This window comes from Curtobacterium poinsettiae, from assembly GCF_025677645.1.
In the GTDB taxonomy this organism is placed as follows: domain Bacteria; phylum Actinomycetota; class Actinomycetes; order Actinomycetales; family Microbacteriaceae; genus Curtobacterium; species Curtobacterium poinsettiae_A.
Genome location: NZ_CP106879.1, coordinates 1,082,293 through 1,107,944 on the forward strand (window position 1 = coordinate 1,082,293; position 25,652 = coordinate 1,107,944).

22 protein-coding genes and 1 pseudogene are annotated in these 25,652 nt (G+C 72.1%); 11 read left to right on the forward strand and 12 right to left on the reverse strand.

Features of this window, described 5'->3' with window-relative positions; all coding sequences use genetic code 11:
- Positions 1–5 precede the first annotated feature (5 nt).
- Entirely contained in the window at positions 6–875 is an 870-nt protein-coding gene (locus tag OE229_RS05390) for an aminoglycoside 3'-phosphotransferase (protein WP_263345083.1), read from the forward strand.
- Here the strand turns inward: OE229_RS05390 and OE229_RS05395 are convergent.
- From OE229_RS05395 to OE229_RS05405, 4 genes and pseudogenes are all read right to left on the reverse strand, one after another.
- Positions 821–1,501 carry a hypothetical protein gene (locus OE229_RS05395; RefSeq protein ID WP_262136830.1) on the reverse strand — a complete coding sequence of 227 codons (681 nt, stop codon included), beginning with the start codon at positions 1,499–1,501 and terminating at the stop codon, positions 821–823. The genes OE229_RS05390 and OE229_RS05395 overlap by 55 nt on opposite strands.
- Positions 1,502–1,573: 72 nt before the next feature.
- Positions 1,574–1,849 (reverse strand): annotated as a pseudogene (locus OE229_RS18130) (alpha/beta hydrolase); the annotation flags it as partial.
- A 3-nt stretch (positions 1,850–1,852) separates the two neighbouring features.
- Positions 1,853–3,202 (reverse strand): M23 family metallopeptidase, encoded by a 1,350-nt coding sequence (locus OE229_RS05400; RefSeq protein ID WP_182064619.1) that lies wholly within the window; start codon positions 3,200–3,202, stop codon positions 1,853–1,855.
- A 74-nt stretch (positions 3,203–3,276) separates the two neighbouring features.
- Positions 3,277–4,944: a hypothetical protein gene (locus OE229_RS05405; RefSeq protein ID WP_262136832.1), complete on the reverse strand. Its 1,668-nt coding sequence runs from the start codon at positions 4,942–4,944 to the stop codon at positions 3,277–3,279.
- A gap of 96 nt (positions 4,945–5,040) precedes the next feature.
- Here OE229_RS05405 and pyrE point away from each other — a divergent pair, with 96 nt between their 5' ends.
- Together pyrE and OE229_RS05415 are read left to right on the forward strand one after the other, a co-directional pair.
- Complete coding sequence (gene pyrE / locus OE229_RS05410; protein WP_110858775.1) at positions 5,041–5,592, forward strand: orotate phosphoribosyltransferase; 552 nt, start codon at positions 5,041–5,043, stop codon at positions 5,590–5,592.
- Complete coding sequence (locus OE229_RS05415; RefSeq protein WP_262136833.1) at positions 5,589–7,877, forward strand: septum formation family protein; 2,289 nt, start codon at positions 5,589–5,591, stop codon at positions 7,875–7,877. The genes pyrE and OE229_RS05415 overlap by 4 nt, the downstream gene beginning before the upstream one ends.
- A gap of 197 nt (positions 7,878–8,074) precedes the next feature.
- Here the strand turns inward: OE229_RS05415 and OE229_RS05420 are convergent, their stop codons facing one another.
- A complete protein-coding gene (locus tag OE229_RS05420; RefSeq protein WP_209133031.1) occupies positions 8,075–9,028 on the reverse strand; it encodes an aldo/keto reductase in 954 nt (317 codons plus the stop codon).
- A gap of 108 nt (positions 9,029–9,136) precedes the next feature.
- Between OE229_RS05420 and OE229_RS05425 the strand changes: the two genes are divergently transcribed.
- Positions 9,137–9,781: a HEAT repeat domain-containing protein gene (locus OE229_RS05425; RefSeq protein WP_262136834.1), complete on the forward strand. Its 645-nt coding sequence runs from the start codon at positions 9,137–9,139 to the stop codon at positions 9,779–9,781.
- Between the two features lie 446 nt (positions 9,782–10,227).
- Here the strand turns inward: OE229_RS05425 and OE229_RS05430 are convergent, their stop codons facing one another.
- On the reverse strand, positions 10,228–10,917 hold the full coding sequence (locus OE229_RS05430) for a metal-dependent transcriptional regulator (protein ID WP_259580361.1): 690 nt from the start codon (positions 10,915–10,917) through the stop codon (positions 10,228–10,230).
- A 37-nt stretch (positions 10,918–10,954) separates the two neighbouring features.
- Here OE229_RS05430 and OE229_RS05435 point away from each other — a divergent pair, with 37 nt between their 5' ends.
- Positions 10,955–11,884: a CPBP family intramembrane glutamic endopeptidase gene (locus OE229_RS05435; protein ID WP_209133035.1), complete on the forward strand. Its 930-nt coding sequence runs from the start codon at positions 10,955–10,957 to the stop codon at positions 11,882–11,884.
- Between the two features lie 56 nt (positions 11,885–11,940).
- Here the strand turns inward: OE229_RS05435 and OE229_RS05440 are convergent, their stop codons facing one another.
- Positions 11,941–12,738, reverse strand: coding sequence for an HAD-IIA family hydrolase (locus OE229_RS05440; RefSeq protein ID WP_111234866.1), 798 nt, complete (start codon positions 12,736–12,738; stop codon positions 11,941–11,943).
- Between the two features lie 201 nt (positions 12,739–12,939).
- On the opposite strand from OE229_RS05440, the gene OE229_RS05445 reads away from it, so the two are divergent.
- Complete coding sequence (locus OE229_RS05445; protein ID WP_182064626.1) at positions 12,940–13,638, forward strand: TetR/AcrR family transcriptional regulator; 699 nt, start codon at positions 12,940–12,942, stop codon at positions 13,636–13,638.
- A gap of 27 nt (positions 13,639–13,665) precedes the next feature.
- On the forward strand, positions 13,666–14,313 hold the full coding sequence (locus OE229_RS05450; RefSeq protein ID WP_262136836.1) for a TrmH family RNA methyltransferase: 648 nt from the start codon (positions 13,666–13,668) through the stop codon (positions 14,311–14,313).
- Positions 14,314–14,407: 94 nt separating this feature from the next.
- On the opposite strand, the gene OE229_RS05455 is transcribed toward OE229_RS05450, so the two are convergent.
- On the reverse strand, positions 14,408–15,397 hold the full coding sequence (locus OE229_RS05455) for a LacI family DNA-binding transcriptional regulator (RefSeq protein WP_262136837.1): 990 nt from the start codon (positions 15,395–15,397) through the stop codon (positions 14,408–14,410).
- A gap of 550 nt (positions 15,398–15,947) precedes the next feature.
- Between OE229_RS05455 and OE229_RS05460 the strand changes: the two genes are divergently transcribed.
- Together OE229_RS05460 and OE229_RS05465 are read left to right on the forward strand one after the other, a co-directional pair.
- Positions 15,948–16,559 carry an endonuclease domain-containing protein gene (locus tag OE229_RS05460; RefSeq protein WP_262136838.1) on the forward strand — a complete coding sequence of 204 codons (612 nt, stop codon included), beginning with the start codon at positions 15,948–15,950 and terminating at the stop codon, positions 16,557–16,559.
- 10 nt (positions 16,560–16,569) lie between these two features.
- Positions 16,570–17,373 carry an NAD-dependent epimerase/dehydratase family protein gene (locus tag OE229_RS05465; protein WP_182064630.1) on the forward strand — a complete coding sequence of 268 codons (804 nt, stop codon included), beginning with the start codon at positions 16,570–16,572 and terminating at the stop codon, positions 17,371–17,373.
- 85 nt (positions 17,374–17,458) lie between these two features.
- Here OE229_RS05465 and OE229_RS05470 read toward each other — a convergent pair whose 3' ends face one another.
- The 3 genes from OE229_RS05470 to OE229_RS05480 are packed head-to-tail and all read right to left on the reverse strand — an operon-like array spanning position 17,459 to position 21,089.
- Entirely contained in the window at positions 17,459–19,693 is a 2,235-nt protein-coding gene (locus OE229_RS05470; RefSeq protein WP_262136841.1) for a YhgE/Pip domain-containing protein, read from the reverse strand.
- Entirely contained in the window at positions 19,690–20,442 is a 753-nt protein-coding gene (locus OE229_RS05475; protein ID WP_182064632.1) for a hypothetical protein, read from the reverse strand. Before OE229_RS05475 ends, OE229_RS05470 begins: the two co-directional genes overlap by 4 nt.
- Positions 20,439–21,089 carry a TetR/AcrR family transcriptional regulator gene (locus tag OE229_RS05480; protein ID WP_262136842.1) on the reverse strand — a complete coding sequence of 217 codons (651 nt, stop codon included), beginning with the start codon at positions 21,087–21,089 and terminating at the stop codon, positions 20,439–20,441. The genes OE229_RS05475 and OE229_RS05480 overlap by 4 nt, the downstream gene beginning before the upstream one ends.
- Before the next feature lie 160 nt (positions 21,090–21,249).
- On the opposite strand from OE229_RS05480, the gene OE229_RS05485 reads away from it, so the two are divergent.
- Positions 21,250–24,921, forward strand: a complete 3,672-nt coding sequence (locus OE229_RS05485) for a S8 family serine peptidase (protein WP_262136844.1) — start codon at positions 21,250–21,252, stop codon at positions 24,919–24,921.
- A 175-nt stretch (positions 24,922–25,096) separates the two neighbouring features.
- Positions 25,097–25,261: a hypothetical protein gene (locus OE229_RS05490; RefSeq protein ID WP_156155336.1), complete on the forward strand. Its 165-nt coding sequence runs from the start codon at positions 25,097–25,099 to the stop codon at positions 25,259–25,261.
- 105 nt (positions 25,262–25,366) lie between these two features.
- Here OE229_RS05490 and OE229_RS05495 read toward each other — a convergent pair whose 3' ends face one another.
- Entirely contained in the window at positions 25,367–25,540 is a 174-nt protein-coding gene (locus OE229_RS05495) for an antitoxin (RefSeq protein WP_209133050.1), read from the reverse strand.
- Positions 25,541–25,652 lie beyond the last annotated feature (112 nt).

Genomic DNA, 25,652 nt, shown 5'->3' on the forward strand with positions numbered 1-25,652 from the left:
CCGTGGTGCGCTCGATCGGTGGACTGCCCCGGCCGGGCGAGACCGTCCCGGTGCCGCGCGTGGTCACCGAGATGGCCCGGGGCCGGGAGGTCGCCCTCGTCTGGCACAACGAGATCGGCGGGACGACGTTCCGTATCGGACCGGATGCGCACGCCGAGGAGTTCGTGAAGGTGCTGCCGCACGCCTACGGGTCGTGGATCAGCGGCGAGGCCGCGCGGCTGACGTGGGCGTCCCGGTACGCCCGGGTGCCGGAGGTGCTCGACCACGGCACCGACGAGGACGGCGTCTGGCTGCACACCCGTGCCGTGCCCGGGTGGAGCGCCGTCGACCCGCGCTGGCACGACGAACCCTGGACCGCGGTGGTCGCGGTGGGGGAGGGCCTGCGCGCGCTGCACGACACCCTGCCCGTCGACGACTGCCCGTTCACGTGGGCGACCGCGGACCGGCTCGATCGCGCACGCGGGGCTGCCGCCGACGCCGACGCCGACGCCGAGCTCGGCCCGGAGCCGCCGGCCGACCGGATCGTCGTCTGCCACGGTGACCCGTGCACCCCGAACACGCTCATCGGTGCGGACCGGCGGTGGAGCGGGCACGTCGACCTGGACGCGATGGGCGTCGCAGACCGCTGGGCCGACATCGCGGTGGCGACGATGGCGCTCGGGTGGAACTACGGACCCGGGTGGGAGCCGCTGTTCCACCGGGCGTACGGGCTGCCGGACGACCCGGAGCGCACCGCGTGGTACCGGGCGCTCTGGAACGGGGACGTGGACGACGTGACCTGCGGCGCGCTGAACCGGAGCCGTCGTGGTGCTCGATCGGTTCAGATCTTCGGCTTGTTGACGACGGGGTCGTCCCACTGGGGGAAGTTCGGGTAGACGCCGGGGAGGGACCGATCAGGGAACTTGACGGTCGAGCGTCCGTAGATGGCCGTCGAGAGCGCGTTGGCGTCGTTGGTCCAGAAGGGTTCGCTGTAGACGGTGATGGGGTTGTCGCCGTTCTCCTGGGCGGTGTACTGGATCTGCCAGCCGTCGCCGGTGGTGGCCCAGACTTCTTCGTCGCCGGTGATGGTGCGGTGTTCGATGTCCCAGCCCTGTTCGGTGAAGTAGTCGATCATCGGTTGCAGGTCGCGTTGCTGGTCGGTGGGGCCGGGTGGGGACCAGAGTCGTGTGGTGCTCATGTCGTAGCTGTTCTTGGTGTCGGAGCCGGGCAGGGGTGCGACGCCGTCTCCGCCGATGCCGGGGACGTCGTCGCCGCCGCCCCATTCCCATTCGCCCTCGTGGACGTGGAGTTGCGCGTTCCGGAGGAGTTGCTGCATGTGTTCGTAGTGGTCGCGGTAGGCGTCGAACTCTTGGTGCAGGGACATCTCGGCGACGTCGTGCTGAGTGAGGCCGGCTGCGTCGGTGGGCATCTGGTTTCCTCCTGCCGTGCACCCCGACAGCAGCCCGAGGGTCAGGGCTGCAGTCGTGATGGCACGGAGCATCGGTCGCATGGTCTTCATCATGGCTTCCCCGTCGCGATGATCTTCGCGATGGTCTGTTGTGCGGTGGCGTCGCGGGACAGGCGCTTCGGCCGCGGTGGTGGACCCGTATGAGTGCCCGAGGACGGTCAGTGACCGCGGCGCGCTGCCCCGGCTGTCGTGGATGCCGTCGAGGAACGAGGCGAGGTTCGCCCCGCCCGCTGTCGCACGCGCCTGGCTGGGGACTTCGACTGCGCCCGGTGCGCGGTACCCGACCCAGGACACGACCGCGAACGATTCGGACCGTAGCAGCGGAAGTGCGAACGGTGGAGTTCCACGTCGACGTGTGGAGAAGTTGCCGCGGCGATGCGCGGCGTTCCCACCGGGGCCGATCGCCTAGAAGGCGACCCCGCGGGCGCTCATGAACGGCACCGGGTCGGTGGTGGCGCCGTTGATGTGCACCTCGACGTGGCTGTGGCAGCCGGTCGAGGCCCCGGTGGAGCCGACGAGGGCGATGAGCTGCCCCGCGGAGACCTGCTGCCCGGTGGCGACCCGGAAGCCGCCGTCGACGATGTGGCCGTACGCGGTCTGCACCCCGCCGCCGTGGTTGATGCGGACGTAGTTGCCGTAGCCGCCGTACCAGCCGACGTAGTCGACGGTGCCGGCCGAGGCCGCGACGATGGGCGTGTAGCAGCCGCTCGCCAGGTCGGTGCCCTCGTGCATGGTCACGACGCCGGTGATCGGGTGCACGCGGTACCCGTACGGGCTGATCACGTAGCCGCTGGCCGGGCGGACCCAGCCGGTCCCCGAGCCCGCGCCGACGGAACCGCCGCCGCCCGAGCCGCTGCTGCCGGTCGAGCCGCCGCCTGACGGAGCGCCCCCGCCGGAGTTCGCGGCCTGTGCGGCGGCTGCTCGCTGCGCGGCGGCTGCGCGTGCTGCGGCTTCGCGAGCTGCCTTCTCCTCCGCCGCCTTGCGGATGCGCTCACCCTTGGCGAACTCCGCTTCGGTCCGGACGCGGCCGGAGGTCAGGGTCGCGAGCTGGGCGTCGAGTCGCGCCTTGTTCGACTGCTGCTCGTCGTAGGCGGCCTGCACGGCGTCGGACGCCGCCTGGGCTTCCTGCATGCGATCTTCGGCTTCGGCAGCGAGGTCGCCCAGCGCCTCGGCGGCGCGGTCGGCCTGTGCCTCGAGCGAGCTGGCGACGGCGGCGTCGGCGCTCGCGGCGGCCTGCACACGCTCGGCCTGCTCGGAGAGCTTGCTCAGCGCACCGAGGTTGTACAGCAGGTCACTGGCGTCCTCGCCCTGGGTGATCACCGATGTGGTGACGTCGGCGCCACCGGAGCGGGACATCTGCGCGGCGAACTGCCCGGCCTGCGCGGCGCTCTGGTCGGCGACCTCGGCGTGGTCCTTCGCGTCGGCGCGGAGCTGCTGTTCCTTCTCGGCGGCGGTCTGGGCCTTGCGCTGTGCCTTGTAGAACACGTCGCCGAGCTTCTGCGCCTTCGCCTCGGCAGCGTCGACCTTGGCGTCGAGCTCGCTGATGATGCCGCGGATCTCGGTGATCTGCCCCTGCTTGGCGGACTCCTTGCCGCGGGCGGACTTCACTTCGTCCCACGTGGGGTAGGTCACTGCCTGGGCCGCCGGAGCGTCGGCGATGACCGTGCCGACGAGGCCCGCGAGTGCCAGGCCGGTGACGGCGAGGCGCAGGCGCACGGGGACACGGTGGGCGCGGGGGCTGCTGGGACGAGACATCGAGCACGAGCCTATACATCCGTACAGCGAGCATCGGACGGCAACGCGCCGCTGTGGACAACTTCAGCAGTGGATCAGAAGCCGCGGTCGCGCCGGATGACGTCGGCGCTCCCGACGACGTCGCGCCGCAGGATCGCCTGCCCGGCGGTGCCGGCGTAGTCGTAGACGTCGAACCCGGTGCAGTGGGTGATCGTCGCCGGGGGGCCGAGTGAGTCCTCGACCGCGGTGGTCCAGAGGTCGTGCGACCCGACCACCACGAAGCTCGGGTCGGCGTCGCGGTAGGCACCGAGGTCGACGAGCCACGGGTACGTCTCGAAGGTGTCGCGCACCTGCAGCAACTCGACGTTCGTCGACGCGTAGGTCGCGAGGGGCCGGACCGTCCAGAACTGCCCGACGCCCGTGACCTGGCGTCCGTCGGCCCAGCGGTCCAGGCACGCGGCCGCCGGGTACCGCGCGGTCGACACGGCGTGGGCGGTGCCGGGGGCCACTGCGACCCCGGTCGCGAGCACGGCGGCCATCGCGACCGCCACCCCCGCTCGGACCCCGCGGTGCGGGCGGTGCACGCGGGTGCGGCGGACCGCGGTGCGGGTGAGCTCTGCCACGGCGACGAGTGCGAGCAGCGGTGCGGTCACGATCGGCTGCAGGTAGCGCGGGGTCTCGGACCCGGCGACGACGACGCCGACGGACACGGCGACGACGGTCACCAGGGGCAGCAGCGTCGCGACCAGCACGGTGCGTGCGGTGCGGACCCGCCAGGCCCAGACCGTGCCGCCGACGGTGACGAGCACCCCGGCGAACAGCAGCAGGAGTCCGAGGTCGCCCGGTGCCGTCCCCGCCCGGTCGTCGGTCAGCGCCGCGAAGAACCGCAGGGTCTCCCCGGCCCGCGACGGCTGCACGTACGTCGCCGGGTCGAGGGAGACGAACGGCCGGAGCGGGATCCGCACCAGGTACCCGACGACCGAACCGACCGTCACGGCACCGGCGAGCAGCGCAGCGGGGCGCCACGGCACCCGCCGTGCCAGCACCAGGAGCCCGAGGGTGACGACCACCGGGGCCGCCGACCACGGCACGTACAGCGGGTTCGACGCGGTCGTGCACGCGGCGACGAGTCCGAGCACCACGAGCAGGGGCACCGACGCCCGGCCGAGGCGCACCGCCCGCAGCACGAGCACCGCGGTGCCGAGCACCGCCAGCACGGCGCCGTAGTAGTAGGTCGTGGTGAGCAGCAGGGACGCCAGCTCGAGCGAGGTCGCCGTCGCCGACGACTCCGTGAGCACGAGCAGCGTGACCAGACCGAGTGCCCCCGCCGACACCGCGATCCGGGCAGGGCGCCCGGCGGACGGCATCAGCTCGTTCGCGGCCGCCCGCACCAGCGCGTACACGGCGAGCAGCACGAGCACCCCGTTCAGCGCCAGGGCCTGCTGCGGCGTCGCGGTCACCAGCGAGCAGAACAGATACACCGGCAGCTCGGGGAAGAAGAACAGCGCGGGCGACATCGCCCACTCGAACGGCTGGCCGGCCTGCAGCGAGCGCTCGACGAGCGGCAGCAGCACCGAGTCGCCGTCGTACCAGAGCAACGCCACCCGTTCCGTCGCGATGACGTGGCGCAGGGCGATGACGGCCAGGGCCAGCGCGACCAGGCCGCCCAGGGCCTCCCGTCCGACCGTGACGGCCACCGCGCCGGGCCGGCGGTCGCCGGACGGAGCCGGCTCCACGGCGGGGCGGCGCGGTGCTCGGGACATGCCCCGGAGCGTACCGAGGCCGCCTCGGTGCCGGCACCCCGCGGCCCACAGGCTGGGGGAGCGCGTTGCGGGCCCGAACGACTACCCTTGTGCGCTGTGACCGACGCGCGCGAACAGTTGATCCAGTACATCTCCTCCGAAGCGGTGTTCCACGGCGACTTCACCCTGACCAGCGGGAAGAAGGCGACGTACTACATCGACCTGCGGAAGGTCAGCCTGGACCACCGCGTCGCGCCGCTGATCGGGCAGGTCATGACCGAGCTCGTGCAGCAGGTGCCGGACGTCTCCGCCGTCGGTGGCCTGACCATGGGCGCCGACCCCATCGCCAGCGCCGTCCTGCACCAGGCCGCCGCCCGGGGCCTGACCTACGACGCCTTCGTCGTCCGCAAGGAGCCGAAGGACCACGGCCGCGGCAAGCAGGTCGAGGGACCGGACCTGAAGGGCAAGCGCGTCGTCGTGCTCGAGGACACCTCCACCACCGGCGGCTCGCCGCTCAAGGCGGCCGAAGCGCTCGAGCGCGAGGGCGCGATCGTCGCCGCCGTCGCGGTCGTCGTCGACCGGGACACCGGTGCCAAGGAGACGATCGAGGCGGCCGGCTACCCCTACTTCGCGGCCATCGGGTTGGCTGATCTGGGGCTGACCGCGTGACCGAGGAGCGTCCGGACGACGCACGCGAACCCGACGGCACCGCCGGCCCGGCAGACGGGGACGACGGCCTGGAGGCTCGGCGTGCGTCCGGATCGGACGCTCCGTTCCACGGTCTCCGCAGCGCTGCGGACATCTTCGGGGCTCCACGCGGCGAGGAGGACTGGCCGTCGCGGCGGGAGCGCCGTGCGGCCGAGCGCACCGCCCGCGAGACCGGCGCACCGCTGCCCGAGCCGTTCGTGGCCGAGGGGGAGGCGGAGGACGCCGCGCCTGCGGCTCCTGCTGCGGCTGCGCCGGTGCCGCCCGCTCCGGCTCCGGCGCTCGACGACGGTGCGACCCAGGCCATCTCGATGCCGCCCGAGCTGCTCGCCCCCTCCGAGAACCCCGACGCCGTCGTCGAGCACGAGCGCTCGACACTGCACGACCGGATCCCGGCCGCCGCTGACGTCCCACCGGACTCCACCGCGCCGCACCCGTCGTCGATCGTGCTGCCGACCGCGCAGACGCACCGCGACGAACGTGCCGCCGCGGCGAAGGCCATCGAGGACGAACGTCGTCGCGTGGATCCCTTCGGCGAGGGCCGCGCCGATGTCGACTGGCTCGGGCGCGCGACCGGGAACCACCCGGAGTCCGTTGCGCCCGCTGCCCCGCAACCCGTCGGCGTCGAGAACGTGCTGCCCCCGACCGAGGAGCCGCCGACCTTCACCGACCTGCTGCGCATCACCAGCACCGGGCCGGTCCCCACGCAGACCGGCGCGCACGACCGGCCGTTCGACTGGGCGATCGGCGACGACGAGCCCGGCGAGGTACCGGCGACGCTGACCACCGACTCGTTCGACACCACCGCGCTGTCCGCCGGGTCCTGGTCGCTCGCCGACGAGTTGGACGACGAGGACGAGGTCGTCGCCGGCGAGGTCGACACCCCGGCCACCGGGCTGCCGCAGGCGCCGCGGACCTACCCGGTGCCGCCCGCGGTCCCCGTGCCGCCGGTGGTGCCCCCGGCCGCTCCCGGCGCTGGCGCTGGCGCTGGCGCTGGCGCCGGCGCTGGCGCTGGTGCCGCTGCTGCTGCCGCTGGTGCTCCGTCGGAGGCGACCGAGGCCGTGGACGCGCCCCGTGGGTCCGCCGGGGACGACGTGCCGGACGCGACCGAGGGCCTCCAGGCCGACGCGCCGACCACCGCGATGCCGGCTGCCGGCACGCCCTGGTGGTCCGAGCCCGACGCGACCGCGCCGCCGACCGCCGCGCCGCCGCTCGTCGAACCCGCCGGTGCACAGGAGTACCCGGCGCACCTGCCGCCGTCGGTCGGGCAGGACCTCGACGCCGTGCTCGGGCTGCGCGGGAACGACACCGGTCCGCAGCCGGAGTCCCTGCCGGCCGCGGCGCCGGACGACCTGGACCAGTCCGAGTGGGACGGCCGCGAGACCAGCGACACGAGCGCCATCAAGGACCTGTTCGGCACCGAGGCCGTCGGGCAGCTCGGTGGCACGGGCTACGACCCGGAGGAGACCGGGACGCGGATGATGCCGGCGGCTGCCGTGCCCGCGGCGGCTGCCGCTCCTGCTGCTGCCTCCGCGCCCGCTGCTGCCGGACGGCCGGCCGGCGGTCCGGACCGGCAGTCCGGCGACCGCGACAACTTCATCAACGAGGGCTTCGCGCGGCTGCGGAACGAGGGCAAGCGCGGCAAGCAGCTGCTGATCTACGGCTCGATCGCGCTGATCCTCGTGCTCATCGTGCTGGTGTTCCTGCTGTCGAAGTGGATCCTCGGCAACAACATCGCCGACCAGGCCGTGCCGACGAAGTCGCCGGTCGCTGCCTCGTCGGCGCCGGCGACACCGAGCGCTGCGCCGTCGGCGTCGGCCTCGCAGTCGAGTGACGCCGCAGCACCGTCCGCCACGCTGCAGTTCGCCACGACCCCGGCCCTGCCCGGCGAGCACCCGTGGACCGACCTGGCCGGAGGGGAGTGCCTGTCGCCGTTCACGAACGCGTGGTCGCAGACCTTCACGGTGGTGGACTGCGCGACGCCCCACATCGGGCAGCTGACCGCGAGGCTCGCGGTCGAGGGCGACACCTACCCGGGCGCCGAGGCCCTGGCGACCCAGGCCGCCGACCAGTGCCAGTCCGACACGGCGCTGAACGCCTCGGCCGCCGCTGCCGTGGGCGACGTGCAGGTGCAGGGGTCCTACGCGCCCGACCAGGCGACGTGGGACCAGGGTGACCGGTTCATCTCGTGCTTCGTGACGCGGTCGTCGGGGCAGCCGCTGTCCGGGTCGTTGGCGCCGGGGGCGTAGGCGAGGCGGGTCGGTCGTCGGCGTCCGGCGGTCGGGGCGGGTCACACCTGTTCTGCGACGTTCCACCCCGTGATCGACCGGTGGTCTGTCGGAACATGCACACGCAGCGAATGCGTGTGCAACGAACGACATCCCACCCGTCGAACGACGAGTGGGATGTCGCAACATGCACGCGCATCGGCTGAGATGCGCCGGCGTCAGGCGCTCGCTGGCACCTTCGCCGACACGTCGGACAGCGTCTGCAGCTCGTCGGCGGTGAGTTCGAGCTCCGCCGAGGCCAGCAGCGCCGGCAGCTGCTCGGTGTTCCGGGCGCTCGCGATCGGTGCGACGACGTCGGGCTGCGCCTGCAGCCAGGCGAGTGCGACGGTCGCGATCTCGGAGCCGTGTGCGTCGGCGATCGAGGACAGCGCGTCCACGACGGCGAGCCCCTCGTCGGTGAAGTAGCCGGACACCTGGCCCTCGCGGTCCTTGCCGGCGAAGTCGTCCTTCGAGCGGTACTTGCCGGTCAGGAACCCTGCGGCGAGCGAGAAGTACGGCACGACGCCGAGGCCGTGTTCGTGCGCGAGCGGTGCGATCTCGGCCTCGTACGGCTGGCGCGTCACCAGGTTGTAGTGGGGCTGGATGGCGACGGGCTGGGCGAGGCCGTTCTCGGTCGCGATGCGGATCCACTCCGCGGCGCGGTCCTTCGAGTAGTTCGAGATCGCGGTGTAGCGGACCAGCCCGTCCTGCACGAGCTGGTCGAAGGCGCGGACGGTCTCCTCGAGCGGGGTCGACTGGTCGTCGAAGTGCGCGTAGTACAGGTCGATCCGGTCGGTGCCGAGGCGCTCGAGGCTCGCGCGGGCAGCGGCGGCGACGGTGTCCGCAGCGAGGCCCTGGAACTCCGGATGCTGCGAGCCCTTCGTCGCGATGACGACGTCGTCCCGCTTGCCCGAGGCGCGCAGCCACGAACCGATGACCCGCTCGGACTCGCCGCCCGAGTTGCCCGGCGCCCAGGCCGAGTAGACGTCCGCGGTGTCGATGAAGTCGCCACCGGCCGCGGTGTAGGCGTCGAGGACGTGGTGCGAGGTCGACTCGTCCGCCGTCCACCCGAAGACGTTGCCGCCGAGGGCGAGGGGGAACACGTGCAGGTCACTGGTACCGATGCGGGGCATACGGAGGTCCTTTCGTGGTCGGAGGTGCGGTGGGAGCGAACCGCACGTCTCCCGACGCTATGCCCCGATGCTTGACACGGCCCCGGCGCGAGGGGCTTCGATGGAGTGATGACCACGCTCAGCGATGCCCTCGCCGACCCGCGATCCTCCGCCCGGCTGCAGGCCGTGATGGCCGCGGGGACCACCCCGGACCCCGCGGACCTCGAGGTGCTCGTCGCGCAGTGCGCCGTGGAGCCGGACTTCTTCGTCCGCGACATGCTGACGTGGGCGCTCACCCGGCACCCCGCCGACGACGTCGTGGCCCGCGTCCTGCCCGAGCTCGAGCGCCCCGAGCCGCAGGCCCGCAGCCAGGCGCTCCACACCCTGTCGAAGATCGGGGACCCGGACGCGTGGCCCGCGGTGCGCCCGCTCCTCGAGGACCGCGACGACGAGGTGCTCCGCGCGGCGTGGCGCACGGCCGTCGCACTGGTGCCGGACGACGAGCGGGCGTCGCTCGCGCGGACCCTCGCCGTGCAGCTCGGCGTCGGGGACCGCGAGCGTCGGCTGAGCCTGTCGCGTGCCCTGGTGGGACTCGGCGAGGTCGTCGTCGAACCGGTCCTCGCCGCGGCGGCCGACCGTGGGACCGACGCCGTCCGGGAGCACGTGCACGAGACCGAACGGCTGCTGCACGACCCGGATGCGGCATCCGCGCTCGCCCTCGAACGGGCTCGGCGCGAGGTCGCGCTCGGCCGGACGCGCTCCGTCAAGGGGTAGGGCCGGCGGGCGCGCCCGGCCGGGAGCGCCGGGTGGTCGCGAGGCGTCGCCGCCGCGGGCGTGGGGCGGGCGCGTCGCGCGGTCATGAAACCCCGTGGGCGGGGGGCCGAGTGGTCGTGAACCGTCGGTTGCGGGGCTCCCGGGCGACAGATGGTGACCGCTCGGCGGAGGTGAGCGGGGTGTCGTGACCGATGGGGGCGGCGGACGGGAGGCGCGTGGCGGCGGGGCACCGGGCCTCCCGTCCGACGCCACGCGCGTTCGCGGGCCGCGGTGCGGTCACGACACCCCGTGCGCTGGGCGCCGAGTGGTCGCGAACCGTCGGCTGCGGGGCTCCCGGGTGACAGCTCCTGACCCCTCAGCGAACGTGAGCGGGGTGTCTCGACCGGCCGGCCAACGCATGCGTGGCAGCCGACCAGCCGACCAGCCGACCAGCGCGCGCAGCGCGGTCAGTCGCCGTCGGGCGCGAGCCAGATGGACGACGCCGCCGCCGCCGGCAGGTCGACGAGGGACTCCGAGCCGTCGGTCGCCCGCCGCGACACCGCGATGACGCCGGCGTAGTCCCGCACCCGCTCCACCCGCAGGTGCGTCCCCAGCCCCACCCCGAGCTCGTCGAAGTACCGCAGCAGGGACGGGTCGTCGTCCGAGACCCGGTCGACGGTGCCGCACGCACCGGGCTCGATCGCCCCGAGGAGCGTGCCGGGCGAGTCCGGCACGATGCCGTCCGCACCGGGGATCGGGTCACCGTGGGGGTCGTGCGTCGGGTGGCCGAGGTCGGCGTCGACCCGGTCGAGGAACTGCTCCGACACGGCGTGTTCCAGGGCTTCGGCCTCGGTGTGGACCTCGTCCCACGAGTAGCCGAGCCGCTCCACCAGGAACGTCTCGATCAGCCGGTGCCGCCGGACCATCGCCACCGCGACCTGCTGCCCGAGCGGCGTGAGCACGACGCCGTAGTACGGGGTGTGCTCGATCAGGCCGTCGCGGTCGAGCTTCTTGAGGTTGCCCGACACCGTCGACGCCGACACCTTCAGCGACGCCGCGATGTCGCGCGTCGCCAAGCCGGGTCCGCCGCGCTCGCTGGCCTTCCAGACGAGCTTGACGTAGTCCTCTGCCATGGTGGACAGGGATGGCAGGCGCATACCGCCAATCGTACGTCCCGCCTGGTACAACCAGCAGATGACCACCACCGCCTCCGTCCGAGCCCCTCGCCGTCGCTGGCCGGTGCCGCCGTCGCTGCTGCTCGGGCTCGCGCCGATCGTGGTGTTCGCAGCGATCAGCGCCTGGCGGTCACGGCCGAGCGACGACTACGCGACCCTCGGGCAGACGGTCGACAGCGTCGTGCACGCCCTCGTCATCCCCGAGGGCATCGCGGTCGCGGCACTCGCCCTGTTCGTCACGGCGCTCGGCTGGTGGCGGATTGCGACGGTCGACCCGGTCCGGACACGGCTGCGGTGGACGATGCTCGCGCCGATCCTCGTGCTCGTGGTGTGCGTCGTCCGGCTGCCCCTGATCGACTGGACGGCGCTGCCGGCGCACTACTTCGTGCTGCTCGCCGTCGGGGTGCTGTTCGTCGGGGTCTTCGAGGAGCTGATGGCCCGCGGCACCCTGCTCGTGGGGCTGCGGCGGCGGCTGCCGGAGATGGGGGTGTGGGCCCTGTCGTGCGCGCTGTTCGGGCTGCTGCACCTGCTCAACGCGCTCGCCGGTGCCGGGATCGGGCCGACGCTCGTCCAGGTCGTGTTCGCGGCGTCGTTCGGGTCGACGCTGTACGTCGCGCGTCGGCTGACCGGGTCGCTCCTCGCCCCGGTGCTGCTGCACGCCTTCTGGGACTTCGGGTCGATCGGGTTCTCGGCGACGGCGGACACGGGCGACTTCGGCAAGCTGACCCTGCTCGGCCTGATCGGGCTGTTCTCGTTCGGGGTGCTCGCGTTCGGCATCGTCGCTGGCGGGATCATCGCCTGGTACGACGACCGGCCCCGTCGGCTCGCGAAGCGGTGGCGGACGGTGCCGCCGATGGCGGCCTTCGCCCTGGAGGCCCGTGGGGCGTCCCACGAACCGGCTGCGGCGGGTGCCGCGGTCGCCTCCGGCGCCGGGGTCGACGCCCGGTAGCGGCCGCGGGCGACGCGAGCGGTCGCCAGCGGTCGCGAGCGGTCGCGAGCCTCCGGCTAGAGCTCGACCTCGAAGGGCTCGGTGCGCACGAGCTCGTGCACGCCGGAGATGACCTCGCTCGGGCGGAACGGGTACCGGTCGATCTCCGCCTGGTCGCTGATGCCCGTCATCACGAGCACGGTGTGCAGCCCCGCCTCGATGCCGGCCTGCACGTCGGTGTCCATGCGGTCGCCGATCATGCCGGTGTTCTCGGAGTGCGCGCCGATCCGGTTCATCGCGGAGCGGAACATCATCGGGTTCGGCTTGCCGACCACGTAGGGCTGCTTGCCGGTGGCCTTCTCGATCATCGCCGCGATGGCGCCGGTGGCCGGCAGGACCCCCTCGGCGCTCGGGCCGGTGGCGTCGGGGTTCGTCACGATGAAGCGGGCGCCCGCGCGGATGAGCCGGACGGCCTTGGTGATCGCCTCGAACGAGTAGTTGCGGGTCTCGCCGACGACGACGTAGTCGGGAGCCGTCTCCGTCATGATGAACCCGGCCTCGTGCAGGGCGGTCGTCATGCCGGCCTCACCGATCACGAACGCCGAGCCGCCGGGCATCTGCGACTTGCAGAAGTCGGCGGTCGCGAGCGCACTCGTCCAGATCCGCTCCTCGGGCACGTGCAGGCCCGAGCTCCGCAGGCGGGCGCTGAGGTCGCGCGGCGTGAAGATCGAGTTGTTCGTCAGCACGAGGAACTCGGTGCCGTCGTCGAGCCACTGCTGGATGAGCTCCGGGGCCCCCGGGAGTGCCTGGTTCTCGTGGACGAGCACGCCGTCCATGTCGGTCAGCCAGCACTCGACGTCGTCTCGGGTCGCCATGGCCATCACCCTACTGCGCAGGGGCTCAGGCCCGGCTCGTGGGCGGCTCGTGGCCTGCTCGTGGCCGGCTCGGAAAGGGCCGGGAGGCCCGGGGCGGCTCTTGCGCGCTGCTCCGAGACCCGAGAAGGTCGAGACACCGAACCGCGGTCGGCTTTTGCTCTACGCTTTTCGGGACACGTACCGAATCAAGGAGGCCCCCTCGTGCTCGTCGAACCCGGAACCCCGTCCGCCGCGCCCCGACCCGCCACGGTGTCGGAGACGGAGCTCGAGGTGACGCCGCGACGACGCCGAGGCCGCCCGAACGTGCTGTCCCGCGAGCAGGTGATCGACGCCGCCACGACGATCGCGAACGAGGACGGCCTCGACCGCCTGTCCTTCCGGGCGCTGGGCGTGCGGCTCGGGGTCGCCCCGATGACCGTGCACCGGACGATCGGCGGCCTGGACGACCTGCACGCCGAGCTCGTCCGCCGCACCGTCGACGAGTTCACCGCCACCTTCGTCTGGCCGGACGAGTGGCACGCCGTCGTCCGCACGTTCGCCACGACGTTCCGTGACCTGATGCGGACCCATCCGCTCGTGCTCGAGTCGCACAGCCAGCGCGCCCCGCTCGCCTCGACCGAGTCCGACGCCGTCGTGGCGAAGGTCGTCGGTGCTCTGCAGGACGCCGGGCTGCCGCCGGCCGAGGCGATGTACACCTTCTTCGTCGTGTACGACTTCGTGGTCGGGCACGCCGGGGTGCAGGTCGGACGTGGCGACTCCGAGGCCGGCCGACCCGAGCGGCACCGGTTGGTGGGCGAGATCCTCGGCGAGCACTCCTACGACGACCGGTTCGCGCTCGGCCTCGACATCCTGATCGCCGGCATCGAGTCGCGCATCGCCCACGGGGTCCGCACCGCCTGACGCAGCGCCCGGCCGTACGCTGGTCGGGTGACCACTGCGCCCGAACCGTCGCACGAGCTGACGACCAACGGGGTGGGGCCGCACCCGGAACCCTGGCCGGACGACCCGAGGCTCGACCCGGAGCTGCTGGCCGCCGGGGACTCCCGGAACGTGCTCGACCGCTATCGGTACTGGTCGATGGACGCGATCGTCGCCGAGCTCGACACCCGACGACACGCGTTCGACGTGGCGATCGAGAACTGGCAGCACGACCTGAACATCGGCTCGATCGTCCGGAGCGCCAACGCGTTCCTGGCCGGCACCGTGCACATCATCGGGCGACGCCGGTGGAACAAGCGCGGGGCGATGGTCACCGACCGCTACCAGCACGTCCGCTACCACCCCGACGTCGAGGCGTTCCTCGCCGCGATGGCCGAGGAGCAGCGTCCCGTCGTCGCCATCGACAACACCCCCGGTGCCGAGCGCATCGAGACCGCGACGATCCCGGAGCGCTGCGTGTTCCTGTTCGGGCAGGAGGGCCCCGGGCTGACCGAGCAGGCGGTCGCCGGTGCCGGCGCACACCTCGAGATCACGCAGTTCGGGTCGACGCGGAGCATCAACGCCTCGGCCGCCGCGGCGATCGTCATGCACTCGTGGATCGTGCAGCACGCGGAGCCGCCCGGCACGACTTCGTGAGCAGAAACGGTCGGGTACGGGCCCTGGACCCGACCATTCCTGCTCACGAAGCGGGCGGGTCGGAGGTGGGACGGGCCTCCCGTCCGGGGTGCCGTCAGCGCGTGGCGGTGGTGCGTCGCGCGACCAGGCGGGGTTCGACGAGGAGTTCCGAGGCGGCCATCCGTGGATCGGCGATGCGGGCCAGCAGGCGCTCCCCGGCGCCACGGCCGATCTCGACACTGCGGTCGTCGATGCTCGTCAGGCCGACGTACCGCATCGCCGCCACCGGGGTGTCGTCGTAGCCGATGACGGAGACGTCCTCGGGGACGCGCAACCCGCGTTCGGCGAGTTCGGACAGGGCGCCGAGGGCCATCACGTCGTTCGCGGCGAAGACGGCGGTGACGTCCGGGTGCTCGTCGAGGAGCATGCCGAGGGCGCGGGAACCGGCCTCTTCGGTGGGTTCGCCGGGCAGCACCGTCGTGACGACGGACGCACGTGTCGCCGCGGCCTGCTCGAACCCGGACCGGCGTTCGGACGAGGCCGCCGAGCTCGCACCGACGAACCCGAGGCGGGTGTGGCCGAGGTCGAGCAGGTGGTGCGCCGCGATGCCGCCACCGGCGTGGTCGTCGTTCGCCACGGTGTCGGCGCGGGGGATCGCGACGCGGCCGCCGGCGATGACGAGCGGCATCGAGGCGGGGATCGCGAGGTCGGTGGTGGGTTCGCCGGCGATCACGATGCCCTCGACGCGCATCGACAGGAAGCCCTCGACCGGAGAGGCATCGAGCCCCGTGTTGAGGAACCGGTCGGCCACCACGAGCCGGTGCCCCTGGTCCTGCAGGCTCTCGCGCAGGCCGGTGAGCAGGTCGACGAACCACTGGTTCCGGAAGTCGTCGAGCACCACGCCGATGGTGCGGCTGCGCGTGCCGGCGAGGGAGACGGCCGCGGTCGAGGGGCGGTAGTCGAGCTCCTGGATGGCCTTGAGCACGGCTGCCCGGCGCTGGTCGCTGACCCGGGGGGAGCGCTGCAGCACGAGGGAGACGAGGGACTTCGAGACCCCGGCGCGTGCGGCGACGTCGTAGATGGTCGCGGGCTTGCCGTCTCCCATGATGCGCTTCGACCTCCGTTGGCTCGTGCGTCGATCGTAGCGGTTGACGTGACATGGGCCGGGCGGTGTCGTGGGCGGTGGCGGCGGGTCGCGGTGGGGGTTTCGCTTCGTGAGCAGAAATGGTCGGGTGCGGGGCGGCGACCCGACCATTTCTGCTCACGATCTGCGCGTGCCTGGTCCTCCACGCGGGAGGCCCGGGGCGCGTTGTGCACAGAAGTCGCGTTCGGCGCGCGGGCGGCGGGCGCGGGGCGCGAACGTGGTGGTCATGCGAGCACGACCACTTCCGACACCGCTGCGCGGGCGCACGTTCGACGTCGGTGCCGCCGACCGCGCGGGCGTCTCCCGACAACGTCTCCGACGGCGTGACCTGATCCGGCCGACCCGGTCGATCCGATGGGAACGTGACCGTCCGCCCGATCCGGTTCACCGGATCCGGGCGTTCCGGCCGGTCTTGGTTCCCGGGCAGTTCATCAGTCACGTCTCGGCGGCGGTCCTCTGGCAGCTGCCGGTCCCGTTCGCTGACGACGGACCGGTGCACGTCACGAGTCCCGTGCCGATCGCACAACCGCGACGCCGCGGGGTCGTCGGGCACCGCATCACACCGGACCGTGCCCGGGTGACGGAGCGGTGGGGGATGCCGACGAGCACGCCCGCGGCGCTGTGGGTGGATTGCGGCGCCGTGCTCTCGGTCGACCAGCTCGTCGTACTCGGGGACGCCATCGTCACGGAACGACGGTGTGGGACGACGATCGACGACCTCGCTGCCGCCGTCGCCCTGGCCGGCGCACGATCGGGTGTCCGACGACTGCGGGTCGCGCTCGAGCTCGTGCGGGTGGGTGCTGGCTCGCCCCAGGAGACCCGGGCACGACTGGCGATCGTCCGCGCGGGGCTGCCCGAGCCCGACCTGCAGGTCGACGTGCTCGACGAAGTCGGTCGGTTCGTCGGCCGCGTCGACATGGCCTACCCGGAGCGGCGCATCGTCATCGAGTACGAGGGCGACCACCATCGGACCGACGCCGAGCAGTGGAGCCGTGACCTCCGCCGCTACCGCGAGATGGAACGACTCGGCTGGGCGGTCGTCCGGTGGACGAAGTCCGACCTCGACACCCCGGCGTTCGGCGCGGTCGTACAGCTGAGGTCGCTGCTCGCGCGCCGGGGGTAGCGTCCGCGGCATGGCGACGCTGCTCATCACCGGAGCCGCGGGTCGCATCGGGAGCGCCCTGCGTCCTCGCCTGCGGTCCGCGGGACACGACCTCGTGCTGCTCGACGAACAGCAGCCCCACGATCCGATCGGCGCCGGGGAACGGTTCGTGCCCGGTTCGGTGAACGACCCGGCAGCGCTGGACGATGCGCTCGCCGGGGTCGACACCGTGGTCCACCTGGCGGGCATCCCGACCGAGGCCGCTTGGGACGATCTGATCGCGGCGAACCTGACCGGCACGAAGAACGTGCTCGAACGGGCGGCCGCCGCCGGCGTGCTCCGGGTCGTGCAGGCCAGTTCGATCCACGCAGTGGGGCTGGTGCCCGAACCCCTCGACCAGCCTGGGAGCGTGACCGGCGACCGGCTGCCCCGTCCGGACACGTACTACGGCGTGACGAAGGCGGCCATGGAACTGCTCGGCAGCCTGTTCGTCGATCGGTACGAGATGTCGATCGTGTCCGCGCGCATCGGTGCGTTCGGTGCGCTGCCGCCGACGACCCGGGCGCTGCTCATGTGGACCTCGCCCGACGACCTGACGCGCCTGGTGCTCGCGACCGTGGCGCTCCGTGACCCCGGGCACCACGTGGTCTGGGCCCTGTCGCGGAACACCGGGTCGCCGGCTGACCTGTCCGCCGGGGAGCGCATCGGGTTCCACCCCCTCGACGACGCCTCCGCGGTGCTCGATGCAGACGCCCGTGCTGCCCTGCCGACCGACGACCTGCGCACCCTCGGCGGCGGGATGGTGCACCAGCCGCTCGGCGAACGTCCTTCGTGAGCAGAAGAGGTCGGGTGACCTGATGTCACCCGACCTCTTCTGCTCACGAAGCGCCCCGCGCCCCGGCGCCGCGCCCGGCGCCCCGCTACCCGATCAGGCTCGGGCGCAGGTCGCGCAGCGTGCGGGAGCGGGTCTGCCGCGCCGTGACCACGAAGGACACCAGGAGCGCCCCGAGCAGCCAGCAGAGCAGCACGCCCGCGTCCGACCACGCGGTGCCGAGGTTCCCGCCGTACATCGTCTGCCGGATCGCGTCGACCGAGTACGTCATCGGCAGCGCGAAGTGCAGCGCCGCCAACGGCCCCGGCAGCGTCTGCCACGGGAACGTCCCGCCGGCGGTGACGAGCTGCACGAGCATGAGCACCAGGCCGAGGAACTGCCCCACCGATCCGAGCAGCACGTTGAGCGCCATGATGATCGCCGCGAAGGTCGCCGAGGCCAGCACCATGATCCCGATCGTGCCGCCGACGTGCACCACGTTCAGGTCGAGGGCGAAGCGCACGATGAAGAACAGCGCCACCATCTGCACCAGGCCGAGGAGCGCCGGGGTCAGCCAGCCGCCGAACACCACCGCGAGGGGCTTCCGCACCGCCGTGATCGCACGCTTGGAGATCGGCTTGAGGATGAGGAACAGCGCGTACATGCCGATCCAGGCCGCGAGCGAGATGAAGAACGGTGCGAGGCCGGCGCCGTAGTTCGACGCCGCGGCAACGTTGTCGTCGCCGACCTTGACCGGGTCGGAGATCACCGAGGCCTGCGATTCGCGCTCGGAGGCGTTCGAGGCTGGGATCTTCGTGCGGCCCTCGTCGAGCGACGACGCGAGCTTCGACGAGCCGGTCTTGAGCTCGTCGAGGCCCGATGCGAGCGACGTGGCGCCCTTGTCGGCGGACGCCGCGCCGGTGGCGAGCGACGATGCGCCCGACGACAGGGTCGGAGCGGCCGAGGCCAGCGTCGACGTGCCGTCTGCTACCTTCGCGGCACCCGCGGAGAGCACGGACGCGCCAGTCGCCGCCGACGAGATGCCCGAGGTCAACGTCGGTGCCGCGGCAGCCAGCTTCGACGTCCCGGCGGCGAGCGTGTCGGAGCCGTCGGAGAGCTGCTGGATGCCACTGGTCAGCGCCGGAGCCTGCTCGGCGAGCTGCGATGCCCCCGCGGACACCTGCGCGCTGCCGGTCTTGAGCTTCTGCAGGTTGCCGGACAGGTCGCCGGCACCGGCACCGAGCTCGGTGCTGCCGGCCTGCAGGCGGTCGAGCCCGGCGAGCAGCTGGGTCTTCTGTTCCGCGGTGAGCACCGTGGAGGCCTGGACGACGGGCTTCAGTGACGCGACGAGTTCCGGCGACTGCGCCGAGAGCTGCTGGACGCCCGCGATGAACGGTGCGGCCTCGTCGGCCAGCGTGGCATTCCCGGTGGCGACCTGCGACGCACCACTGGACAGGCGCGCAGAGTCGGAGGGGAGCGAAGCCGTCTGGTCACGGAGCTGGTGCAGCCCGGACTGCAGCTGCTGCGCCCCAGTGTCCAACTGCTGCGTCTGCGACGGCAGCGCCGCCGTCTGCTGCTGCGCGCTGGCCAGCCCGGACGCCAGGGTCGACGCCCCCGACGCCACCTGCTGCGCCCCGCTGTTGAGCTGCTGGGTCTGCGACGGCAGGTCGGCCGTGCCGGACGCGAGCTCCGCCGCCCCGGACGACAGCTTGCCGGTGCCGTCGGCGAGCTGGTGCGCGCCCGAGTCCGCCTTGGCGGTTCCGGACGCGAGTTCATCGGCCCCGTCGACGGCGTCGCCGAGGCTGTCCCGCACGTCGGCGAGTCCGACGAGCAGGGTCTTCGCCGCCTGCTTGCCGACGCGCTCGGCGACGGCGGTGCGCATGGTCTTGCCCGCCTGCTCGGCGATGGTCGACGCCAGGTACGAGTTCGTGTCGGCCGTCGTCATCACGAGCTTCGCCTGCGTCGGGTCGTCGGACTGCGCGGACACCAGGTGCTCGGAGAAGTCGTGCGGGATGGTGACGACGAAGTCGTAGGTGCCGTTGCGGACGCCGGAGCGGGCATCGGCGGCGCTCGTCTTCGTCCACTTGAAGTCGGCGCCGTCGATGGCCTCCTTCGTGACGTCCTTGCCGTAGTCGACGTGCTCGCCGTCCAGCGTGGCACCGGCGTCGAGGTTCACGATCGCGGCGGGGATCTGGTCGAGCTTCGCGTACGGGTCGCGGTTCGCCCACAGGTATGCGCCGCCGTACAGCAGCGGCACGATCATCAGCGCGATGAACGCCAGGCGTGCGAGCGGGGTCGCGGTGAGCCGCGCGAGTTCTGCGCGGACGAGCGAGGTGGTGGTCACTTCTGTGCCTCCGTCGGGACGGTTGCGGATGCTTCGGTGACGGAAGGAGCGGCCGGGAGGCCCGGCTCGCTTCCGTCGGTTCGGGCCACGTCCTCGGGGTCCTCGGTCTGGGGCGTCACGAGCGTCGCGACATCGTCGTGCGTGTCGATCGTGTCGAGCAGGTGCTCGACGGTGGTGGCGGCGGCCTTCGAGGTCACGAGGACCACGGTCACGCCCCGTCGTGCGACGTCGCGGATCACCTGGAACCAGTCCTCGACGGCGCCGCCGTGCCGCTCGGGTGAGGTGATCACGATGCCGGTCACACCGTCGCGCAGCAGGGCGAGTTCGACGAGCAGCCGGACGCGCACGACGGTCGGCACCCGCTGCACGGCGGTGTCGACGTAGTCCCGCAGGCCGAGCTCGTCGAGCACGGTGTCGACGTGCTCGCGGTTCGGGCGCTGCCCGGCGAACGCGAGCTCCTCGCGCACGATCTGCTTCAGGGTCATGACGGGGAAGGGCTCGGCGACACCGGGGGTGTCGACCAGGGCGAACGAGCGCCGGACGGCTGCCGGGTCCTCGTGGCCGTCGAGCAGCAGGCGGCCGGTGTCGGGCTGCATGCGGCCGCCGGCGACGAGTGACGCGAGCACGGGTGCCTGCTCGGTCTCGACGGCGAGGACCCCGGGGCGTCCGGGGGCGGCGACGGCGGAGACGACGGGCAGGGGTGCGCCGGGCTCCTCGCCGATGCCGACGTGGTCGAGTTCGAGCGTCATGCGTGGTCCTTCGGGGCGGGAGCGGGAGCAGCGGGTTCGGAGAGCAGCGCGGTGCGCCAGTCGATGCCGGCCATGCCCAGCGCCGACACCACCACCATGCGCCGTCCGTCCTCGTCACTCGTGCCGGAACGGGTCGCCTCGTCGAGGACGGCGATGCACGCGCCCTCGACCAGACGGCCGAGGGTCTCGGGGTCGACGTCGTCCCGCATGGCGCCGTCGGCGATCCCGAGCGCGCACGCCTGGCGCACCTGTGCGCGCAGCGGCGCGAACACCTCGGCGACGGGTTCGGCGAACGGGCTGCGCACGGCGACCCTGGCCATCGAGCGGACGTGCGACACCTCGGTCCAGAGCGTCACCGCGATCGCGGCGAGGCGTGCGGCCGGCGGGAGCTCCTGCAGGTCCGAAGCGGTGGGCATGGCGGCCGCGATCCGGGCGGCGCCGGCGGTCACGACCTCGCGCACCAGGTCGTCGCGCGAGGGGAAGTGTCCGTACACCGCACGGCGCGAGAGTCCCGCAGCCGCGGCGATCGTCTCGATCGAGGCGTCCGGGTCCTGCTGCAAGCACGTCTTCGCCGCGTCGAGGAGGGCTGCCCGGTTCTCCGTGGCGTCGCGACGGGGCGCGCGGAAGTGCTGCTCAGTGGTGGTCACGCACCCCATCGTAATAACGTGCACACACGTGTGCAACTTAACAGGTTCCGTCCCCCGGATGAGGGGGGTCCCCCAAAGTGCGGACTGTCTTCCCTGAGAACGAACGCATAGCTTCACAGGAATCTCATGCGAACCACGGACTGAGCCAGGAGTGTCCTCTTTGAACCGTGCAACACCGAACACCGACCCGAACCCAACACCCCATCGCTTCACCCGCGTCCTGACCGCCGGCATCGCCGTCGCGGCCCTCGCGTGTGGCGGTCTCGCAGTCGGGGGCGCGGCCTCCGCAGCTCCGGCCGGGATCTCGGTGGCCGACCTCAAGCTCTCCGCCCCGCTCCGTGACGCCAAGCCGACGAAGACCGTCGCCGCGTTCGTGCGCACGACCGGCCAGGGTGCCCTCGAAGTGGACGCCAAGGCGAAGGGCGGGGACCTGACGAAGTCGCGGACCCAGTCCTCCGCGGCCAAGAACCGCGTCGAGGCGATCCAGTCGACCGTCGCCGCGGTGCGGTCGGCCGTCAAGCGCGCCGACGCCGACGCGACCGAGCTCTACTCGACCGAGTACACCGTCCCCGGCGTCGCGGTCGTCGCCGACGTCGACGCGTTCCGGCAGATCGCGGAGCGCTCCGACGTCGAGAGCATCATCCCGCTCACGCCGAAGAAGATCGTCGAGCCGACGGTCAACGAGAACGCCGACGCCGCTCCCTCGGGTGTCGACCCCAGCCTGGTCCAGCCGGGTGCCGACGGTGTCGCGCCGAAGAACGCCGCGAGTGACGTCTACACGCGCTCGCTCAACGCCTGGCAGCAGACCGGCCACACCGGCAAGGACGTCAACGTCGCCGTCCTCGACACCGGTCTCGACTACACCCAGGCCGACTTCGGCGGCCCCGGCACCACCGAGGCGTACCAGCAGGCCCTGGCGAACGCGAGCGGTGGCGCCCCGGACCCGAGCCTGTACGACGCGTCGAAGTTCCTCGGCGGGTACGACTTCGCCGGTGCGACCTACAACGCCGACCCGTCGGACCCGGACGCCTACGACCCGGTGCCGGCTCCCGACGACAACCCGATCGACGGCAAGGGCGGCGACCACGGCACGCACGTGTCCGGCTCGATCGCCGGCTACGGCCTGACCGCCGACAAGCAGCAGTTCGACGGTGACTACACCAAGCTCACCACGCAGCAGGTACAGGACATGTGGATCGGTCCGGGCACCGCGCCCGAGGCCGGCCTGTACGCCCTGAAGGTCTTCGGTGACAACGGTGGCTCGACCGACGTCACCGGTGCCGCGCTCGACTGGGTGGGCCAGGCGCTCACCGAGGGCAAGGACATCAACGTCCTGAACCTGTCGCTCGGCTCCGACTACGGCGCACCGGATGACCCCGACAACGCCAAGATCGACGCACTGACCGCGCGCGGCGTGCTCCCCGTGATCGCCTCGGGCAACGCCGACGACTTCACCGACATCGGTGGTTCGCCGGGCAACGCCGAGGGTGCGCTCACCGTCGCCGCGAGCGCCACCGGCCAGTCGCTGTACGACGGCGTCCAGGTCACCGCGCCGGCCGACGTCGCGAAGACCTACCGCTCGCAGTACTCGTCCAACTTCAAGGGCACCCTGCCCGTCGAGGGCGACGTCGTCGTCCCGACCGCGAACATCGACGGCTGTGCCGCGTTCAGCGCCGCTGACGCCGCGAAGATCAAGGGCAAGGTCGTCTGGCTGAAGTGGACGGACGCCGCGCTCGAGTGCGGTTCCCTCGTGCGCTTCAACAACGTCGAGGCCGCTGGCGGCGTCGGCGTCCTGCTGGCGGGCACGCTCGACACGTTCGAATCCGGCATCGGTGGCAACGCGACCATCCCGGGTGCCGAGCTGACCGCGAAGAGCGTGGCGAGCCTCCAGGCCACCGCGAAGGCGGGGACCCTGCACGTGCGCTTCGCGGACGAGCTCAAGGGCTTCGAGGTCGCCATCGAGGCGGACGCCGTGAACACGCTCGCGTCGTTCACCAGCCGTGGTGTGCACGGATCGTTCGACGACATCGTCAAGCCGGACATCGCCGGCCCCGGGGTCAACGTGATCTCGGCGGCCAACGGCACCGGTGACGGCCGCATGTCGATGAGCGGTACCTCGATGGCCACGCCGGACGTCGCGGGCATCGCGGCGCTGACGTTCCAGTCGCACCCCACCTGGTCCGCCCCGCAGGTCAAGGCGGCGCTGATGAACACGGCGACGCACGACGTGAAGGACGGCAACCGTTCGGCCACCCTGCTCCGTCAGGGCACCGGTCGCGTGGACGCGCTGCAGGCGGTCACCGCCGGCACCACGGTCCGCAGCGCCGAGAACGACCAGCTCGTCACCGCGTCGTTCGGCGTCGTCGAGGTCGCGAGCGGGACGAGCGAGACCCGCACCCTGCAGATCGACAACACCGACAGCACGGCGCACACGTACGACGTGTCGTACCAGCCGCAGGTGTCGCAGCCGGGCGTGACGTTCGCGCTCAGCTCGAAGCAGGTCACGGTGCCCGCCAACGGCACAGCATCGGTCACGCTGACGTTCTCGGTCGCCGACGCGACGAAGCTCCGCCGGGTCATCGACCCGACCCAGGAGGCCGTCCAGCAGGGCTACCAGCGCGAGTTCGTTGCAGCGGCCTCCGGCATCGTGGCGTTCGCGCCGACCGACAGCTCGCTCAACCCGATGCGCCTCGGGGTCTACGTGGCCCCGAAGCCCGTCAGCGCGGTGCGGGCCCGCACCACGGTCTCGTTCACGGGACCCGGCAAGTCGGCCGAGCTGACGCTCAAGGGCCGCACGCTCGACCAGGGCGGACTGACGACCGGCTACCACGCCGCCGTCGCTCCGTTCGTGCTCGGCGGCACCGACCCCGCCGAGGCGTTCCCCGAGGGTTCGGCGACGCGTTCGCTGCAGGCGGCCGACGTCCGTTCCTACGGTGCGTCGTACGACAAGGCGTCGGGAACCCTGGCGTTCGGCGTGCAGACCGCTGGTCCGGACGCGAACCCGGGAGCCGTGACCAACGTCGAGGTCCTCATCGACACGGACCGTGACGGCGAGCCCGACTTCCTGGTGTACAACGCGAAGTCGGCTGCCGTGGACGCCACGTTCGCCACGACGGTCGACCTGGCGAAGGCCGCCCTGGACGACCCGGACATCGACCCCGTCGTCGACGTCCAGCCCCTCAACGGCGGTGCGCCCGGACAGGACGTGAACACCTTCGACAGCTCCGTGAAGGTGCTGACCGTCGCTGCGAAGGCCATCGGTTCGTCGAAGAAGTTCGACTACACCGTGCTGACGGAGTCAGCCTACGCCCCGGGTGCCGCCACCAGCGGTTCCTCGGTCGTGGACGAGACGAAGACGGCCACGTTCGACCCGTCGAAGCCGAAGCTGTCGTTCTCGCAGGACGGTACCTCCGGCGTGCTGTTCGCCGACGCCGACTCGCTCACGGTCACCCGTGCCTCGGGTGTCACCAAGGCGACGGTGCTGCTGCTCCACTTCGACAACGCGGCGGGCAAGCAGGCCGACACGTCGACCATCAACGTGGTCCCGCCGAAGCTCGCGCTGGCGAAGGGGAGCAAGGTCACGGTGAGCGGGACGGCGAAGGTCGGCTCGACCCTCACCGCGAAGCACGGTACGTGGAGCACGACTAAGGCGACCTACAAGTACCAGTGGCTGCGTGACGGCAAGGTCGTCCGGTCGGCAACGGGTACGAAGTACGAGCTCGGCTCATCCGACGTCGGGCACCGCATCAGCGTGCAGGTGACGGCCCACGCCTCCGGGTACGTGGACGGCACCGCCAAGTCCGGGGCGACGCCGAAGGTCACGCGCCGCTAGGTCAGGGTGCGCGCGGTCCGCGCGCCACATGGTGAGCAGAAGAGGTCGGGTCCCGAGTGGGGATCCGACCTCTTCTGCTCACGAAGCGGCCCGGGCGTACACGGGGCAGCCCCCTGAACGCGCGTTCGGGACAGGTAGTTAGACAAACTAGTGAAGTGGTGCAAGTGTGGCTCCCATGCAGAGCACGCTGAACCAGCTCCGGTCCAACCCGGTCGAGTGGCGCCGTCGTGGACTCACCCCGCCGGACGTCATCCAGGCCATGATCGAGCAGCGACTGGCCGAGCCGGGGCACTCCCAGCCCGTCGGTGACCCGTCGTACCAGGACTTCTTCCGGAGCTGATCCGGGGTCGGACGGGCGATTCGGGACGCACCGACCGACAGACGGGAGGCGCGGTGCCAGCTGGCACCGCGCCTCCCGTCTGCGTGTCCGGTTGCGCCTCGGACGTCACTTGCCGATCTTGCCGTCGGCTGCGTCCTCGGCCTTGCCGATCTGGTCGCCGTGCCCGCCGCCGGTCGCCTTGTCGGCCGCGTCGCCCGCCTTGTCGAGGCCGGCGTCCGTGGCCTGCTCGCCCTTGTCGCTCTCAGCGAAGTCCTTCGCCTTGTCTCCGATGCCGCTCATGTCGTGCTCCTTTCGCGTCGTGGATCTGGACGCGTCCGACCGTGCTCCGCCCGATCCGGACGGACACCCAGGTGCGCCGGATGTGGACAAGCGGCCCGCCGTCCACAGGACG